This is a genomic window from Phenylobacterium sp. (assembly GCF_030697925.1).
Taxonomy (GTDB): Bacteria; Pseudomonadota; Alphaproteobacteria; order Caulobacterales; family Caulobacteraceae; genus Phenylobacterium.
Genome location: NZ_JAUYOJ010000227.1, coordinates 34,371 through 51,391, shown reverse-complemented (window position 1 = coordinate 51,391; position 17,021 = coordinate 34,371). Strand labels below are relative to the sequence as shown.

Below are 17,021 nucleotides of genomic sequence, written 5' to 3'. Positions count from 1 at the left end.
GGAATGAGGCGTGTGGCGCCAATGAAACTCGACGCGATCGACCGGCGCATCCTGCGCGCGCTGCAGCGGGACGGCCGCATGCAGAATATCGAACTCGCTCGGGAGGTGGGTTTGTCGCCTTCGCCCTGCCTGCGCCGGGTGCGTCTGTTGGAAGAGGCCGGCGTGATCGAGCGCTATGTGGCGGTGCTGGATGGCTCGAAGCTCGGGGTCGGGCTGACCGTGTTCGCGCGCGTCTGGTTCAAGACCCAGGACGCCGACGTCACCAACCAGTTCGCCGAGGCCGTCCGGAGGATGCCGGAGGTGATGGAGTGTTATCTGACCACCGGCGAATGCGACGCCCTGTTGCGGATCGTGACTGCCGACCTCAACAGCTACTGGCGCTTCCAGGCCGACCACCTGACCCGCATCCCCAGCGTCCAGAGCGTCAAGACCGACGTGCCGATGGAGACCGTCAAGCGCAGCTTCGAGATCCCGCTTCCCTGAGCGCGGGCCTCAGGGTTTGAGCGCACCTTCGGCCTCGAGAGCCGCCAGCGCGCCCCTCAGCCACTGGAGGTGCATCAGGGCGATGACCGCCGCCAGGGTGGCCCGCAGGCCGAAGAAGATCACGTCGTAGCTTATGCTGGTCACGCTACGGTGTCCCCACAGCAGGACCGCCCCGAAGGCGAAGGCCAGGACCATGGGCAGGCCCAGCGCCAGGTTGCGCTTCAGGCGCAGGGCCTTTCGCGGGTCGCCCTGCATCGGCACCTTGGTGTCGGCGTCCATGCGCCGCCAGGCGGTCAGGCTGGCCGAGGCCATGATCGAGAGGGCGACGATCCAGAGGATGTCGGCGGCGATGGAGAGCAATGTCATCTAGACCGTCACCTGGGTTCCGAGCTCGACCACCCGGCCCGGGGGGATCTTGTAGAAGTCGGTGGGATTGGCCGCGTTCTTCATCAGGAAGATGAATACCTTGTCCTGCCAGAGCGGCATGCCCGACTGGGCCGAGGGCACGATGGAGCGGCGGCCGAGGAAGAAGCTGGTGGCCATGATGTCGAACTTCAGGCCGAGCTTGCGGCACAGGCCTAGCGCCTTGGGCAGGTTCGGGCTCTCCATGAAACCGTAGGTGATGAAGACCTTCTTGAAGTCCTCGTTGACCGGCTCAATGCGGATGCGGTCGTCCTCCCTCACGCGCGGCGTTTCGGCGGTGACGATGGTGAGAATGATGTTCTTCTCGTGAAGAACCTTGTTGTGCTTGAGATTGTGCATCAAGGCGACCGGCGCCATGTCCGGGTCCGAGGTCAGGAAGATCGCGGTGCCGGGCGCGCGGTGTGGGGCCCGGGCCTTGAGGATTTCCGACAGCTCGATCAGCGGCACGGAATCGCGCCGGGTCTTCTCGCTGAGGATCTCGGCGCCGCGGTTCCACGTCCACATGATGACGACCAGGGCGCCGCCCATCACGAGGGGCAACCAGGCGCCCTGGGGAATTTTCAGAAGGTTCGAGCCGAGGAAGATCACGTCGATGGCGCCGAAGCCGATCACCGCCGCCAGGGCCTGCCACAGCGGACGCTTCCACATGTAGCGGATGATCACGAAGAACAGCAGGGTGTCGACGAACATCGCGCCGGTGACGGCGATGCCGTAGGCCGCCGCGAGACCCGATGAACTCCGGAACATCGCCAGCAGCACCAGCACGCCGATCAGCAGATAGGTGTTCACCTGCGGCACGTAGATCTGCCCGGCCTGGGTCTCGCTGGTTCGGCGTATGTCGATCCGCGGCAGCAGGCCAAGTTGGACCGCCTGCTGGGTCAGGGAGAAGGCGCCTGTGATGACCGCCTGGCTGGCGATCACCGTCGCGGCGACCGACAGCAGCCACACCGGCCAGTAGATGACCTCTGGGATCATCTGGAAGAAGGGGTTCACCCGGGCCATCGGGTTGTCGAGCACCAGGGCGCCCTGGCCGAGATAGTTCAGCACCAGGGCGGGCAGGACCAGAATCACCCAGGCCGTGCGGATGGGCTTCTTGCCGAAATGCCCCATGTCCGCATAGAGCGCCTCGGCCCCGGTGACCGCCAGGAAGACGCTGCCCAGGATGACGAAGCCGAGCAGGCCGTTGGAGAACAGGAACATCACCCCGTAGTGCGGGAGCAGCCCCCGGATGATCGACGGATCGTCGCCAATATGCAGCAGCCCAAGCGCTCCAAGGGTGACGAACCATAGGGCCGTGATCGGTCCGAACAGCCGCGCCACGCTGGCCGTGCCGCGGGACTGCACCATGAAGAGGGCGATGAGGATGCCCGCCGACAGGGGAAGCACGAGGGGCGCCAGCCTATCGCCCATGCCGGGGACTTCCTTGAGCCCCTCGATAGAGCCCAGGACCGAAACGGCGGGGGTGATCACACCGTCGGCGTAGAACAGCGCCGCGCCGACCACGCCCAGGATGAACACCGCCCGGGACCGCCGGCCAAGCGAACGCTGGGCCAGGGCCATCAGGGCCAGCGTACCGCCTTCGCCCTTGTTGTCGGCGCGCATCAGGAAGACGACGTACTTGATCGTAACGATGAGGATCAGCGCCCAGGTGACCAGCGACACCACGCCTAGCACGGCGAGTTCGTCGGTTCCGCCGCCGCGCGAATGGGCCAGGGCCTCGCGCATGGCGTAGAGAGGGCTGGTGCCGATGTCGCCGAACACCACGCCCACGGAGCCGAGGGCGAGCGCCCAGAAGCCTTCCTTCTTGTGAGCGGAGTGCGACTCTTCTCCAGCACCCCGAAGGGCGTCGGCCGGATCAGCCATCCAAAGTCTCCGGGAACGAGGAGGAGGTTCCCTTGGGCGGCCCGATGCCGTCGCGGCGGGCGCGATACACCCGATTGGAGCCCCATACAACGTCGGCGTGGCCGCGTCATGCTGACGCTCACGGTCTCGAAGCGCGCGCGGCTTGACCTTCCCGGCGCTTTGGCCACCTTCGGAGCCTGACCGCTTCGAGAGGTTCGAGGGCCGACATGGATCGCAGACTGGCGCTGGTGACGGGGGCTTCGGCCGGCATCGGCGCGGCCTTCGCACGGATCTTCGCCAGCCACGGCTACGACGTGGCGCTGACCGCCCGGCGCACCGACCGGCTGGACAAGCTGGCCGAGGAGATCCGCCTGCGCTACGGCGTGGAGACCCTCACCGCCACCGCCGACCTGGCCGAGCCCGACGCGCCCGTGGCGATCCTGGAGCACCTGACCGCCCACGGGCGGGTGGTGGACGCCCTGATCAACAACGCCGGCTACGGCATCCCCGGCGGCTTCCTGGAGACCCCGTGGGAGGCCCACGCGGCCTTCCTGCAGGTGATGCTGACCGCACCGACGGAACTGGCCCACAGGGTGCTGCCGGGCATGGTCGAGCGTCGCTTCGGGCGGATCGTCAATGTGGCCTCCCTGGCCGGCCTGATCCCCGGCTCGGCGGGGGCGACGCTCTATGGCGCGACCAAGAGCTATCTGGTGAAGGCCTCCCAGAGCCTGCACCTGGAAAACCAGGCGACCGGCGTGCATGTGAGCGCGCTGTGTCCGGGCTTCACCTATTCGGAATTCCACGACGTCAATCACACCCGCGACCAGATCAGCCGCGGCGTGCCCGAGTGGATGTGGCTGGGCGCCGACGAGGTGGCCGCCGCCGGCTACGAGGCCGTGGAGGCCAACCGCGCCATCTGCGTCCCCGGCGCGCCCAACAAGGCCATCGCCGCCTTCGCCAAGCTGGTCCCCGACGACTGGGCCCTGGCGCTCATGGCGAGCCAGGGACCGCGATTCCGGGGGAAGGTCTAGAGCTATACGAAGGCCGTCATCCCGGTTTGCGAGGCAAGACCGGGACCCATGAACACCTGATGGGGCAGGAAGTGGCGGGCGCTTCGCCATCTGGATTGGATTCGGCGCCTATGGGTCCCGGACAAGCGCTCCGCGCTTTCCGGGATGACACTCTTTGATTGGAAGTAGCGCTACTTCGCGTAGGGCGCCGCCGCCTCGCGCAGGATGACGCCCGCCGTCGACTCGGCGATCCCCGCCAGGATGAACTGCACCGCCAGGGCGCACAGGATCAGGCCCAGCACCCGGACCACGATGGTCAGGCCGATGCGGCCCAGTAGCTTGGTGATCACCGGGGTGGCCCAGAAGCTGAGCATGGTGGCGAGCGCCAGGGCGGCGATCACCGCCACGCCAACCGCGGCCCCGGCCAGCCCGAACCGCTTGGCCTCGCTGGCGTAGATCACCACCGTCGAGATGGCGCCGGGCCCGATCAGCAGCGGCATGGCGAAGGGGACGATCATCCGCTCGAACCGGGCGCGGGCCTGGGCCTTGCCGCCGGCCGTCGTCCCGTCGTCGCCGTCGAGGGTCAGGCTGGCGGTGAAGTCGTTGCGCACCATGTCCAGGCCCAGCAGGAACAGGATCACCCCGCCGGCGATCCGGAAGGCCGCCAGCGAGATGCCGAAGAACTCCAGCAGGGCCAGGCCGGAAAAGTAGAAGAAGGTCAGGAAGACCAGCACGAACAGCGAGAGGTAGACCGCGATCAGGCGGCTCTCGCGGCCCTTGACCCCATTGGTCGCCGCCGCGAACAGCGGGACGTTCCCGATCGGGTCGATCAGGGCGAACAGGGCGACGAAGAAGTTGACCGCGAAGTCCCACTGGCTCATGGCTGGGTCTTAGCCCAATTCGACGCCGCGCCGAACTCCGCTTTGGAGGTCGCGCGCCCCTGCATGGAGCCCGCCATGAGCCTCGCCGCCGCCGCCGTCCGCTGCGATCCCCGCCTGATCGTGCCGCTGGACCTTCCGACGGTGGAGGAGGCCTGCGCCCTCGTCGCGGCGTTGGGCGACGCGGTGAGCTTCTACAAGGTGGGGCTGGAACTGTTCGCCACCGGCGGCGGCATGGGCCTGGCCCGCGAGCTGAAGGGCCAGGGCAAGCAGGTGTTCCTGGACTGGAAGCTGCACGACATCGGCACCACGGTGCAGCGGGCCGCCAGCGTCCTGGCCGACACTGGCTGCGACTTCCTGACCGTCCACGCCGAGCCTCAGGTCATGGAGGCCGCGGTGCGCGGCAAGGGCCGTTCGTCGCTGAAGATCCTGGGCGTCACCGTCCTGACCAGCCTGGCCGATCCCGACCTGATCGAGATGGGCTTCACCGAGACCGCCCGCCAGTTGGTCGAGCGGCGCATCCATCATGCGGTGAAGGCCGGCTGCGACGGGGTGATCGCCAGCCCGCACGAGGCGGCCCTGGCCCGCGCCATCGGCGGCAAGGACTTCCTGGTGGTGACGCCGGGCGTCCGCCCCGACTGGTCGGCCAAGAACGACCAGGCCCGCGCCGCCACGCCCGCCGAGGCGCTGAAGGCCGGGGCCAGCCACATCGTCTGCGGCCGCCCGATCAGCGCCGCCAACGACCCGCGCGAGGCGGCCCTGCGGGTGGCGGCCGAGATGTTCGGGGCTTAGTGCTTGCCGCCGCCGCAGCCGCCCTTGCAGCCGCCGCCGTGGTGGCCGCCGCGGCCGCCGATGCCGACATTGACGCGCGAGGACGAGACGGCCGAGGCTGAGGCCCGCGACGAAGCGCCGGCGAAGGCGCCCGCTCCGACGACGGCGTAGCCCCCGCCCCCGCCATAGCCGCCGCCGTCCATGTAACCGCCGACGCCGCCGTAATCGTAGAAGAAGCCGGGGTGGACACCGATCTCGCCCGCGACGCGGCCGCCGCAGGTCGAGCGACAGGCCGCGCCCGGCCAGCCGTAGTTCTGCGAGGCGTAGCCATAGGTCGGGATCTGGTAGCCGTAGCCTCGAGTGCGCTCGCGGCCATGGTCGTAGCGCGGCGCCTCGACATAGCGGCGCTCATGGTCGGACGGGCCGTAGCGGTCTGGGACGCGATCTGGGTCCACATAACGCCCGCGCCAGCCGCTGTCGTATTCCTCGTCCTGGATGCTGCGCTCGGCATAGGCCATCCGGCGGTCGTCGGCGTAGCCGCCCTGTTCGTAGCGCTCACCGTAGCGGTGGCTGGGACCCTGTCCCGGCCCGCCCATCAGCTCGGGGTAGCGGTCCTGGGCGACGGCGGAGCTCGCGCCGCTCACCAGGGTTAGACCGACAACCGCGCTCAAGATCCGACGCATGACCGCCTCCGCACACAAGACTTCGAGCGGAACCTAGGCGCGGGGCGGCCACCTCGCGACCGCTTGCCCCTCAGGCGGGAGCGTTAGGGTTAAAAATCAACCGCTATGCCCTTGCGCTCCCAGTCGCCGAAGCGCGTGGGTTCGGGGCCCTTGGGACCGCCCAGCTCGGCGGCGCGTTCGGCGGCCTCGGCCTCGACCGCATGGCGCGCGGCGGCTTCTTCCAGCGCCCGGCGGGCGGCGGGGGTGAGCGCCTTGTCCGGCGCGGCGTTCGGCGGGGTCTGATCGGTCATGGGTCGAATTTAGGGCTTTCGTCGACCGTTCGCCAGCATCGGCGGGCTTGCGTCGCCGCTTCTTTGGGGGCACGCCGCGCCGGTGACCACAGACACCGACCTCGGCCTGCCGGCCCGCCGCGCGGCCCTCGACATCCTTTCGGCCAGCCTGGCGCGCCGCGCGGGCTTGGACGAAGCGCTCAACCGCCCGGCCTTCGGCGCCCTGCCGCCCCGCGACCGGGGCTTCGCCATGGCGCTCGCCATGGCCACCCTGCGCCGGCTCGGCGCCGTCGATCGGGCGCTCGACGCCAAGCTCGCCAAGGCCCCGCCGGACGCGGTGCGCAACATCCTGCGGATCGGGGTGATCCAGGCCTTCGTGCTGGACACCCCCGCCTTCGCCGCGGTCACCACCAGCGTCGACCTGGCGGCCAGCCATTCCTCGACCCGGGCCTTCAAGGGCCTGGTCAACGCCGTGCTGCGCGGCCTGCTGCGCGAGCCGCCGAACCTGGACGAACCCGAATCCCTGGCCCCGGGCTGGCTGTACGCCCGCTGGAGCGCGGCCTTCGGACCCCAGGCGGCGCACGACATGGCCGCCCTGATCGCCGACGAACCGGCCACCGACCTGTCGGCCCGGTCGGCCGAAGGGCTCGAGGCCCTGGCCGCCGAGCTCGAGGCTGAGGCCTTGCCCGGCGGGACCCTGCGCACCGCCCGCAAGGGTGACGTGGCCGCCTGGCCCGCCTATGAGGCCGGCTCCTGGTGGGTGCAGGACGCCAGCGCCGCCATCCCCGCGCGCCTGCTGGACGTCAAGCCCGGCGAGACCGCCCTCGACATGTGCGCCGCGCCCGGCGGCAAGACCCTGCAGTTGGCTGCGGCGGGGGCCACCGTCACGGCCATCGACCGTTCCGCCGCGCGCCTGGTGCGGGTGAGCGAGAACCTGCAACGCATGGGGCTCGGCGCCGAGGTCACCGCCGCCGAGGCCGGCGACTGGGCCGACACCCGCGAGTTCGACGCCGTGCTGTTGGACGCCCCCTGCAGCGCCACCGGCACCTATCGCCGCCATCCCGACGTTCTGTGGGCCGCCCGCCCCGGCGACGTGGCCGCCCTGGCCGGGGTGCAGGCGCGCCTGCTGGACTCCGCGGCGCGGCGCACCAAGGTCGGCGGGCGGCTGGTCTACTGCGTCTGTTCGCTGGAGCCCGAGGAGGGCGAGGGCCAGGTCGCGGGCTTCCTGGCGCGCCATCCCGGCTTGTCGCTATCACCCGTCGCGCCCGGCGAGGGCGGCGCGCCGGAGGCCAGCCGGCTGGCCGACGGGACGCTGCGGCTGCTGCCCCACCAGCGGCCGGGCGGGCAGGACGGCTTCTACGTGGCCCGGTTCACCCGTAACGCCTGACGAAATGTCGGTTGGCGCGACGGCCGGGCTTGGCTAAGTCGAGGATCATGACCCGCGCTCCGATCATCGCCCCGTCCATCCTGGCCTCGGACTTCGCCAAGCTGGGCCAGGAGGTCGCCGCCATCGAGGCGGCCGGCGCAGACTGGGTGCATGTGGACGTCATGGACGGTCATTTCGTGCCCAACATCACGCTCGGTCCCGACATCGTCAAAGCCCTGCGCCCGCACGCCAAGATCCCCTTCGACGTCCACCTGATGATCGCCCCGGTGGACCCCTATCTCGAGGCCTTCGCCCAGGCCGGCGCCGACATCATCAGCGTCCATCCCGAGAGCGGTCCGCACCTCAACCGGACCCTGAAACGCATTCGCGAGCTGGGCGCCAAGGCGGGGGTCGTGTTCAACCCCTCCACGGATCCCAGCGTCATCCAGTGGATGATGGACGAGGTCGACCTGATCCTGGTCATGTCGATCAATCCGGGCTTCGGCGGCCAGAAGTTCATGCATTCGCAGCTCAGGAAGATCGAGCGCCTGCGCAAGATGATCGACGAGACCGGCCGGCCGATCGAGTTGGAAGTCGATGGCGGGGTGACCGTGGAGACCGCCCCGCTCTGCGTGGCCGCGGGCGCCACGGCGCTGGTGGCCGGCACCGCCGTGTTCAAGGGCGGCCCCGAGGCCTATGCCGGCAATATCCGCGCGCTGAAGGGCGGCTAGGGTCTTGGCCGGCGGCCCTCCGGCGATCTTCGACACACCCGGCGGCGCCTGGGCCCTGGCCCTGGCGGAGGGCGGACGCCGCGCGCTTCGCCGCGAATGGGCCGGGACCGGGCTGCACCGCTGGCTGCTGTCGCGCCCGAGGGCCGAGGGCCTGGCCGGCGAACCCAAGGATCCTCGCCCGGCCGATCTGGCCGCTGGACGGCGCATCCTGGCCGGACGTTTCGAGTTCGGCGGCGCCAGCCTGGAGGCCGGGGTGGGCGGCGATCCCTGGGACCGGCCCAGCCCGTCCCGCCGCTTCGCCGCGGCCCTGCACCGGTTCGACTGGAGCCGCGACCTGATCGCCGTGGGCGACGACGGCGCGGCCGAGGCCTTGCGGCTGACCCTGGACTGGCGGCGGCTGTTCGGCCGCTGGAACGGCTTCGCCTGGTCGCCCGAGGTGCTGGAGCGGCGGGTGTTCAATCTGGCCTGCGCGGCCAAGGCCATCAGCGCCAAGGCCTCGGACGCCGAGGCCGGACTGATCGCCCAGGACCTGGCCCGCCAGGCGCGGCACCTGGCGGGCCTGATCGACGGACCGGTGCGCGCCGCCGAGCGCGCCTGCTCCGCGGCCCTGGCCGGCGGCGCGCTGGCGGGCGACGCCGGGGAGGACCTGATCGCCAAGGGATTGTCGCGGCTGCAACGCGTCCTGCCGGTGACGGTGCGGCCGGACGGCGGGCACGCCTCGCGCTGCCCACGCGCGGCCTTGGAACTGCTGTTCGACCTGCAGGCCCTGGACGAGGCCCTGGTGCATCGAGGGATCGCCCCGCCCGACGAGATGCTGCGGGCCATCGACCGGCTGGCCGGCGCGGTGCGCTTCTTCACCTTGGCCGACGGCGGCCTGCCTGACCTGCAGGGCGGCGAGGGCGGAACCGCCGCCTATGTGTCCGCCGCCCGGGCCAGCGAGGGCGCCTCGGCCAAGCTGCCCACGGCGCGCAACGGCTACCAGCGACTGGAGGGCCGCAGCCTGCAGGTGATCGCCGACGCCGGCCCGCCGGCCCGAGGGCCGTGGAGCGTCACCGCCTGCGCTCAACCCCTGGCCATGGAGCTGCTGATCGGCGGCCGTCGGGTGATCGTGGCATGCGCCTGGTCGCCCGATGCGGTGGGCCCCCCGGCCCTGCGGACGGCGGACGCCGGCTCGACCGCCACCCTCGGCGACCAGGCCTGCGGCGCGCCGCTGGGCGGGTTCCGCGCCGGGGTGCTGGGGCCGCGGCTGGTGGGCGCCTATGACGCCGTCGACGCCCGGAGGCAGGAGGCCGAAGGGGCGGTCTGGCTGGAGCTGGCCCATGATGGCTGGGCCAGGCGGTTCGGCCTGCGTCACGAGCGCCGGCTCTATCTCGACCTCGCCGCCGACGAGCTGCGCGGCGAGGACCGCTTCCTCCCGGCCCGGCCCGGCGTCGACCTGGGCGAGGCCGGCCGCCGCTTCGTGCCCTTCACCGTGCGCTTCCACCTGCACCCGGACGTCAAGGCCAGCCTGGCCCGCGACGGCAAGAGCGTCCTCTTGCAGGCGGGCGACCAGGAGCACGGCTGGTGGCTGCGCAACGACGCCAACGACGCCTCGGTGGAGCCCTCGGTCTTTTTCCAGGATAGCCAGCCCAGGCGAGCCCAACAGGTCGTCCTGCGCGGCCAGGCCCGGGTTGAAACCGGCGCCCGCATCCGCTGGAAACTCGCCGCCGCCGACATCTGGCCGCCGCCACAGTGACAATGCGCTGTCAATCCGCTGCTGGATTGACCTGACGCCGCTCCGGGCCTATGCCGCCGCCATTCCGTGTGACTGGCGAATGAAGGTGGGCGACCACCGGGGAGCGCGGAATCTCATATGCCGCTCGCCTGGGCAATTTCCTTGAAACGCATCAGGAGACTGCCGTGCCCGCCGCGCCGAATTTCCCGCCCGCCCCCGACCGTGTCGCGCCCAAGCGCGCCCTGATCTCGGTTTCCGACAAGACCGGCCTGGTCGAGGCCGCCAAGGTCCTGGCCGAACTGGGCGTCGAGCTGGTTTCCACGGGCGGCACGCGCGCCGCCATCGCCGCCGCCGGCCTGGCGGTGAAGGACGTCTCGGACCTGACCGGCTTTCCCGAGATGATGGACGGGCGAGTGAAGACCCTGCACCCCATCGTGCATGGCGGGTTGTTGGGGGTGCGCGACGCGCCCGACCACGCCAAGGCCATGGCCGACCACGGCATCGGCGCCATCGATATCGTCTATGTGAACCTCTATCCGTTCGAGGCCACGGTGGCGAAGGGCGGCTCCTTCGAGGACTGCGTCGAGAACATCGACATCGGCGGCCCGGCCATGGTGCGCTCGGCGGCCAAGAACCACGGCTATGTGGCCATCTGCACCGAGATCGCCGACCTGGAAGAGGTGCTAGCCGAGCTCAAGGCTGACGGCGGCACGAGCCTCGACCTGCGGAAGAAGCTGGCGGCGCGCGCCTATGCCCGCACCGCGGCCTATGACGCGGCCATCTCGGCCTGGTTCGCCAGGTCGCTGGGCGAGGCCGCCCCCACCCGCCGCGCCTTCGCCGGCAAGCTGGTCCAGACCATGCGCTATGGCGAGAACCCGCATCAGGCCGCGGCCTTCTACGCCGAGGAGACCCCGCGCATCGGCGTCGCCACCGCCCGCCAGATGCAGGGCAAGGCGCTCAGCTACAACAACATCGCCGACACCGACGCGGCCATCGAGCTGGTGGCCGAGTTCGACCCTGCGTCGGCCGCCGCCGTGGCGATCATCAAGCACGCCAATCCCTGCGGCGTGGCCCTGGGCTCGGACCTGAAGAGCGCCTATGAGCGCGCCCTGCAGTGTGATCCGGTCTCGGCCTTCGGCGGCATCGTGGCGGTCAATCGCCGGCTGGACGCCGCCGCCGCCCGGGAGATCATCAAGGTCTTCACCGAGGTGGTGGTGGCCCCCGAGGCCGACGAGGACGCCATCGCGCTCTTCGCCAAGAAGAAGGACCTGCGCCTGTTGCTGACCGGCGGCCTGCCCGATCCGCGCGCGGCGGGCGACGCCTACAAGCAGGTGGCTGGCGGCTTCCTGGTGCAGAGCCGCGACACCGCCCACATCACCGCCGCCGACCTCAAGATCGTCACCAGGCGCCAGCCGACGCCGGCCGAGATCGCCGACATGCTGTTCGCCTTCACCGTGGCCAAGCACGTCAAGTCCAACGCCATCGTCTACGCCAAGGATGGCCAGACCGCGGGGATCGGCGCGGGCCAGATGAACCGCAAGGACTCGGCGCGGATCGCGGCCCTGCGGGCGGGCGAGGCGGCGGAGGCCGCGGGCTTGCCGGCGTCGCTGGCCAAGGGCTCGGCCTGCGCCTCCGACGCCTTCTTCCCCTTCGCCGACGGTCTGCTTCAAGCCGCGGAAGCTGGCGCGACCGCTGTGATCCAGCCGGGCGGCTCGATCCGCGACCAGGAGGTGATCGACGCCGCCGACGCCGCCGGCCTGGCCATGGCCTTCACTGGCGTGCGGGTGTTCCGGCACTAGCTCACCGGGCTGGCCCTACCGCTTCTTCCCCACCTCCGCGCTCGCCAGTTCGCGCAGGGCGGCGTTGGCGATGGTGAGCTTGGCGAAGCTCCAGCCGCCGCCGGCCGCCTCGATCTCCTCCACCGACTTGCGGGCGGCCTCGGCGAGGTCGCGGCGCAGGGCGGTCCAGGAGCCGATGGCGGCCTGGGCGGTCTCGACGCTTTCGCCCGCCTGGGCGTTCCCGGCGAAGGCCATGATCGCCCGGGTGACCGCGGCCTGTTCGGCCAGCAGGTCCTCCACCAGGCGCCGCACGGCGGTGCGCTCGAAGCTGTCGCCGGCCGTGAATCCGCCGGCTGCGGCGCGAAGGCGGTCGAAGGCGAAGACGCGTCCGACCTGGTGATAGAGCCGGGCGACGTTGGCCAGGGCCCAGCTTGAGGCGTCGGCCAGGTCGACCAGGTCGACGGCGGTGGTGAGCGGCTGCAGGTTGGCGACCGGGCGGGCCAGGTCCTCGGGCGCGCCGGCCTCGATCATGCGAGCCACCTGGGTCTCCAGGCGCTCGCGTTCGACCGGGGAGAGGACCTCCGGGATCAGCTTCTTGAGCGTCGCCGCGCCGGGGCCGTAGCGCTTGACCAGGGCATCGACCCCACCGCCGGAGCGGGCCGCGCGGCGGGCCAGCCAGAAGGTCTCGCCGCGCAGGGTGTAGGCCAGGCGCCGGTAGAGGGCCATCTGGCCCGCCGCCGGGATCTTGCCGTCCAGGGCCGAGACCTGGTTCCACAGGGCCGGGAGGCCCAGCACCGCCTTGGCCGCCTCATAGGCGGTGATGAAGGCGGTCACGTCGCAGGAGGCCGCGGCCATCAGCCGTTCGGGGAAGGACGGTCCGCAACGGTTGATGACGTCGTTGGCCGTCACGGTGGTGATGATCTCGCGGCGCAGGCGGTGGCGGCGCAGGGCCTCGTCGAACCTGCGCACCCCCTTGGGGAAATAGCCCTCCAGGACATCCTCGAAGAACGGGTCGTCCGGGACCTCGCTCTCGACCATGTGCCGCTTGAGCTCCAGCTTGCCATAGGCCAGCAGGATGGCCTCTTCCGGCCGGGTCAGCCCCTTGCCGGCCTGGCGACGCTCGGCGATGGCATTGTTGTCGGGCAGGCCCTCCACCGCGCGGTCGAGCTGGCCGCGGGATTCCAACAGACTCATGAACCGGGCGTGCGGTTCCAGCTCGCCCGGGGCGTCCTGGTCCATCAGCGAGAGCGCCAGGGTCTGGTCGTAGTTGTGGGTCAGCACGTGGCGGCCGACATCCTCGGTCATCGACTTCAGCAGCTTGTCGCGCTTGGGCCGGTTGAAGACCCCGTTGCGCTCCAGCATGCCGGTGAGGATCTTGATATTGACCTCGTGGTCGGAGGAATCGACCCCGGCGGAATTGTCGATGGCGTCGGTGTTGATCCGCCCGCCCTTCAGCGCGAACGCGATGCGGCCGGCCTGGGTGAGGCCGAGATTGGCGCCCTCGCCGATCACCTTGACCTTGAGCTCGTCGGCGTTGACGCGGATGGCGTCGTTGGCCTTGTCGCCGACCTCGATATGGGTCTCATGGCGCGCCTTTACATAGGTGCCGATGCCGCCGACATAGAGCAGCTCGGCCGGCGCCTTGAGGATGGCGTGCATCAGTTCTGCCGGGGTCAGGCTGTCGGCCTCGACGCCCAGCAGGGCCTTGATCTCGCGGCTGAGCGGGATCGACTTCAGGCTGCGCGGGAATATCCCCCCGCCCTTGGATATCTTCTTGCGGTCGTAGTCGTCCCAGGACGAGCGTGGCAGGGCGAACATCCGCTCGCGCTCCTTGTAGGCGGCGGCGATGTCCGGATCGGGGTCGATGAAGATGTGGCGGTGGTCGAAGGCCGCCTGCAGCCGGATTTGGGTCGAGAGCAGCATGCCGTTGCCGAACACGTCGCCGGACATGTCGCCCACGCCGACCACGGTGAAGGGCTCGGTCTGGATGTCCTTGCCCAGTTCGCGGAAGTGGCGCTTGACCGCTTCCCAGGCGCCGCGGGCGGTGATGCCCATGACCTTGTGGTCGTAGCCCGCCGAGCCGCCCGAGGCGAAGGCGTCACCCAGCCAGAAGCCGTAGGACTCAGCCACGCCGTTGGCGATGTCGGAGAAGGTGGCCGTGCCCTTGTCGGCGGCGACCACCAGATAGGGGTCGTCCCCGTCATGCACCACGACGCCCTGCGGATGGATCACCTTGCCCTCGGCGTCGAGGTTGTCGGTGAGGTCGAGCAGGCCGCAGAGGAAGGTGTTGTAGGCGCGGATGGCCTCGGCGCGGATGGCGTCCGGGGTCCCGCCCTTGGGCAGCTGCTTGGGATAGAAACCGCCCTTGGAGCCCACCGGCACGATGACGGCGTTCTTGGTCTGCTGTGCCTTCACCAGGCCCAGGACCTCGGTGCGGAAGTCGTCGCGGCGGTCGGACCACCGCAGGCCGCCGCGGGCGACGGGGCCAAAGCGCAGGTGCACGCCCTCCACGTGGGTCGCCCAGACGAAGATCTCGCGATAGGGCTTGGGCAGGGGCAGGTCGGCCACCTGCGGAGAGGCGACCTTGAAGCTGATATAGGGCTTCACCCGGCCCTCGGCGTCGAGCTGGTAATAGTTGGTCCGCACGGTGGCGGCGACCAGCAGGGCCAGGCGGCGCAGGACCCGGTCGTCGTCCAGGCTGTCGACCAGCTGCAGGGCCGAGGTGATCTCGTCCATGACCTTCACGGCCTGGGCGGAGCGGGCGTTCAGATCGGCGGCGATAGCCGGGTCGAACTTGGTGCGGAACAGGTCGAGGATCAGCCGCGCCACGCCCGGATGGTTGGTGAGCGCGGTCTCGGTGACCCGCTGGCTGGGATCGAGGCCCGACTGCTGGCGGTGACGCGACAGGGCGCGGATCAAGGCGGCCTCGCGCCAGGAGATCGAGAGCTCCAGCACCAGGCGGTTGAAGCCGTCGTTCTCGGTGGCGCCGGTCCAGACCGCCACGAAGGCGTCCTCGAAGGCCGCGCGCAGGTCGTCGAACACCAGATGCTCGCCGTGGGCGTCGTCGATCTCGAACTCGTGGACATAGACCCGCCGGGCGCCGGCCGGCGTCACGGGGAAGCCGCTCTCGACCATGGCCATGAGACCCATGTTCTCCAGGATCGGCAGGACGTCGGCCAGTGGTGCGGGCGCGCCCGGGCGGTAGAGCTTGAAGCGGAACTGGGTCTTGGAGTCCGCGGCCCGGCGGAAGGCGCGCACCCGCACCGGCTCACCGGGAGCCAGGCTCTCGATGACCGCGATGTCGGCCAGGGCCTCCTCGACGTGGTAGCGCTCGCGGTAGCCGGCGGAAAAGGCCTCGGCGTAGCGGCCGACGATCTGGGCCACCTGCGGGGTGTCGCGGCCCGAGCCGCGCACGGCCGCGGCGAAGCGGTCGGACCAGGTGCGGGAGGCCGCGGCGATCTGGGCCTCGACGGCCTTCAGGTTGGGTTGGTCGTGGGCGCCCGGCTGGAAGCCGATGATGAAGTGCACCCGGGCCAGCGGCGAGTCCGAGAAGGTCGGATAATAGGCCGACACCCGGCCGCCATAGGCTTCGGCCAGCAAGTCGCCGGCCCGCTCGCGCAGGGCGGAATCGTAGCGTTCGCGTGGCACGTAGAGCAGCACGGAGGCGAAGCGGTCGAAGGGGTCGCGCCGCTCGAACAGCCGCACGCGGGGCCGGTCGTAGAGGTGCAGTATGGCCAGCGACATGGCCAGAAGGTCGTCCTCGGCCGCCTGGAACAGCTCGTCGCGGGGATAGCTCTCCAGGATGTTGCGAAGCCGCTTTTCGTTGTGGCTGCCGGGGACCTTGCCGGCGCGGGCCAGGATGTTGGCGACCTTGGCGCGGATCAGCGGCACCGTATGGGCCGGCTCGTCATAGGCCTCGGCGGTGAACAGGCCGACGAAGCGGATCTCGCCCGAGGGTTTGCCGTCGGCGCCGTACCGCTTGACGCCCACATAGTCCATGTAGCCGCGCCGATGGACGCGCGAGCGGACATTGGACTTGGCCACGGTCACCGGATCGGCCCCAAGGCTGGCCTGGATCTGGGCGGTTAGCAGGGCGGGCTCGGAGGTGCGGCGCAGGACCGTGCGCGTGGGATCGCGCAGCACGCCCAGGCCGTCCTCGGGCAGGAAGAGCGGTTCCTCGGCGGCATAGTCGCCGTTCTTCAGGCGCGGATATTCGTAGATCCGCGCGCCGAGATAGACGAAGTGCTCGTCGTGCAGCCACTCCAGGAAGTCCGCGTCCTCGTCGCGAGCGGCGCTGGCGGGCGAGATCTTCAGCTCAGCAATGGCGCGAGCCATCAGGGCCAGCATGGCCGGAAAGTCGTCGACGGCGGCGCGCACGTCGTCGAGGGTCGCCTTCAGCCCGGCGATCAGGGCGGCCTCGCGATCGGCCCCGACCTTCTCCAGGATCACCTGGATCATCGATTCGCGGCGGGGAACGCCCTCGGCCAGCCGCGCGCCCTTGCGGTCTCGGGCCACGGCGACGATGGGGTGGAACATGGCCCGCACCGACAGCCCCTGATCGGCGATCTCGCCCATCACGCTGTCGACCAGGAAGGGCGCGTCGTTCTGCAGGATCTCCAGCCGTTCCAGCTCCGGGGCGCCGTCCACGGGGGCCAGCCGGATCGCCGGGGCCGAACCCTTGCGCGTGGCGGCGAAGCCCCAGAAGTCGGCCAGCAGGGCCGCGAGCGCGGCGGTCGAAATCTCGGGCAGTTCGTCCGGGGCCGCGTCCTCCGCCGCCTGGGTGATGAAGTCGCGGGCCGCGTCGCTCTCGTCGCTGACGAGCTTGCCGAAGGCGGCGATCAGGGCGCGCTGGGCGGAGCTTTTTCTGGGAGCCTTGCTCACGACCCGCCTCCATTCTCAAGAAGGGGGCCTCCAGACACGAGAACGCCGCCGGAGGAGAGAGTCCGGCGGCGCGTTGTTCCGCCCTGGGGGGCGAGGCGGAACACTCGGGGCTCGCGGCGGCTGGGGCTAAAGCCGGCGTCGCCAGGAGATCGGGGGTTTCCCGAACAAGACTGAGATAGGTAGGAAGAAGCC

Annotated in this window: 13 protein-coding genes and 1 riboswitch; of the genes, 7 read left to right on the top strand and 6 right to left on the bottom strand. The window is 70.4% G+C overall.

Going from position 1 to position 17,021, the window contains the following annotated elements:
• The first annotated feature begins 21 nt into the window (after window positions 1-21).
• Window positions 22-483: an Lrp/AsnC family transcriptional regulator gene (locus Q8Q88_RS22255; protein WP_305677367.1), complete on the top strand. Its 462-nt coding sequence runs from the start codon at window positions 22-24 to the stop codon at window positions 481-483.
• 9 nt (window positions 484-492) lie between these two features.
• Here Q8Q88_RS22255 and Q8Q88_RS22250 read toward each other — a convergent pair whose 3' ends face one another.
• Together Q8Q88_RS22250 and Q8Q88_RS22245 are read right to left on the bottom strand one after the other, a co-directional pair.
• Window positions 493-849, bottom strand: a complete 357-nt coding sequence (locus Q8Q88_RS22250; protein ID WP_305677366.1) for a hypothetical protein — start codon at window positions 847-849, stop codon at window positions 493-495.
• The gene (locus Q8Q88_RS22245) at window positions 850-2,769 is read right to left on the bottom strand and encodes a potassium transporter Kup (protein WP_305677365.1); all 1,920 of its coding nucleotides are present in this window, start codon (window positions 2,767-2,769) and stop codon (window positions 850-852) included.
• A 206-nt stretch (window positions 2,770-2,975) separates the two neighbouring features.
• Here Q8Q88_RS22245 and Q8Q88_RS22240 point away from each other — a divergent pair, with 206 nt between their 5' ends.
• Entirely contained in the window at window positions 2,976-3,779 is an 804-nt protein-coding gene (locus tag Q8Q88_RS22240) for an SDR family oxidoreductase (RefSeq protein ID WP_305677364.1), read from the top strand.
• 170 nt (window positions 3,780-3,949) lie between these two features.
• Here the strand turns inward: Q8Q88_RS22240 and Q8Q88_RS22235 are convergent, their stop codons facing one another.
• A complete protein-coding gene (locus Q8Q88_RS22235) occupies window positions 3,950-4,639 on the bottom strand; it encodes a MarC family protein (RefSeq protein ID WP_305677363.1) in 690 nt (229 codons plus the stop codon).
• Window positions 4,640-4,714: 75 nt separating this feature from the next.
• Here Q8Q88_RS22235 and pyrF point away from each other — a divergent pair, with 75 nt between their 5' ends.
• Window positions 4,715-5,428, top strand: coding sequence for an orotidine-5'-phosphate decarboxylase (gene pyrF, locus Q8Q88_RS22230; RefSeq protein WP_305677362.1), 714 nt, complete (start codon window positions 4,715-4,717; stop codon window positions 5,426-5,428).
• On the opposite strand, the gene Q8Q88_RS22225 is transcribed toward pyrF, so the two are convergent.
• The gene (locus Q8Q88_RS22225; RefSeq protein ID WP_305677361.1) at window positions 5,425-6,090 is read right to left on the bottom strand and encodes a hypothetical protein; all 666 of its coding nucleotides are present in this window, start codon (window positions 6,088-6,090) and stop codon (window positions 5,425-5,427) included. The genes pyrF and Q8Q88_RS22225 overlap by 4 nt on opposite strands.
• An 89-nt stretch (window positions 6,091-6,179) precedes the next feature.
• Entirely contained in the window at window positions 6,180-6,380 is a 201-nt protein-coding gene (locus Q8Q88_RS22220; RefSeq protein WP_305677360.1) for a DUF1674 domain-containing protein, read from the bottom strand.
• An 82-nt stretch (window positions 6,381-6,462) separates the two neighbouring features.
• Between Q8Q88_RS22220 and Q8Q88_RS22215 the strand changes: the two genes are divergently transcribed.
• The 4 genes from Q8Q88_RS22215 (at window position 6,463) to purH (ending at window position 11,969) form a co-directional block, all read left to right on the top strand.
• The gene (locus tag Q8Q88_RS22215) at window positions 6,463-7,746 is read left to right on the top strand and encodes an RsmB/NOP family class I SAM-dependent RNA methyltransferase (protein WP_305677359.1); all 1,284 of its coding nucleotides are present in this window, start codon (window positions 6,463-6,465) and stop codon (window positions 7,744-7,746) included.
• A gap of 47 nt (window positions 7,747-7,793) precedes the next feature.
• Window positions 7,794-8,456, top strand: coding sequence for a ribulose-phosphate 3-epimerase (gene rpe / locus Q8Q88_RS22210; protein ID WP_305583938.1), 663 nt, complete (start codon window positions 7,794-7,796; stop codon window positions 8,454-8,456).
• Between the two features lie 4 nt (window positions 8,457-8,460).
• The gene (locus Q8Q88_RS22205) at window positions 8,461-10,191 is read left to right on the top strand and encodes a heparinase II/III family protein (RefSeq protein WP_305677358.1); all 1,731 of its coding nucleotides are present in this window, start codon (window positions 8,461-8,463) and stop codon (window positions 10,189-10,191) included.
• A gap of 58 nt (window positions 10,192-10,249) precedes the next feature.
• A riboswitch (ZMP/ZTP riboswitch) is annotated at window positions 10,250-10,332 on the top strand.
• A gap of 23 nt (window positions 10,333-10,355) precedes the next feature.
• Complete coding sequence (gene purH / locus Q8Q88_RS22200) at window positions 10,356-11,969, top strand: bifunctional phosphoribosylaminoimidazolecarboxamide formyltransferase/IMP cyclohydrolase (protein WP_305677357.1); 1,614 nt, start codon at window positions 10,356-10,358, stop codon at window positions 11,967-11,969.
• Between the two features lie 15 nt (window positions 11,970-11,984).
• Here purH and Q8Q88_RS22195 read toward each other — a convergent pair whose 3' ends face one another.
• Window positions 11,985-16,829, bottom strand: coding sequence for an NAD-glutamate dehydrogenase (locus Q8Q88_RS22195; RefSeq protein ID WP_371129897.1), 4,845 nt, complete (start codon window positions 16,827-16,829; stop codon window positions 11,985-11,987).
• Window positions 16,830-17,021 lie beyond the last annotated feature (192 nt).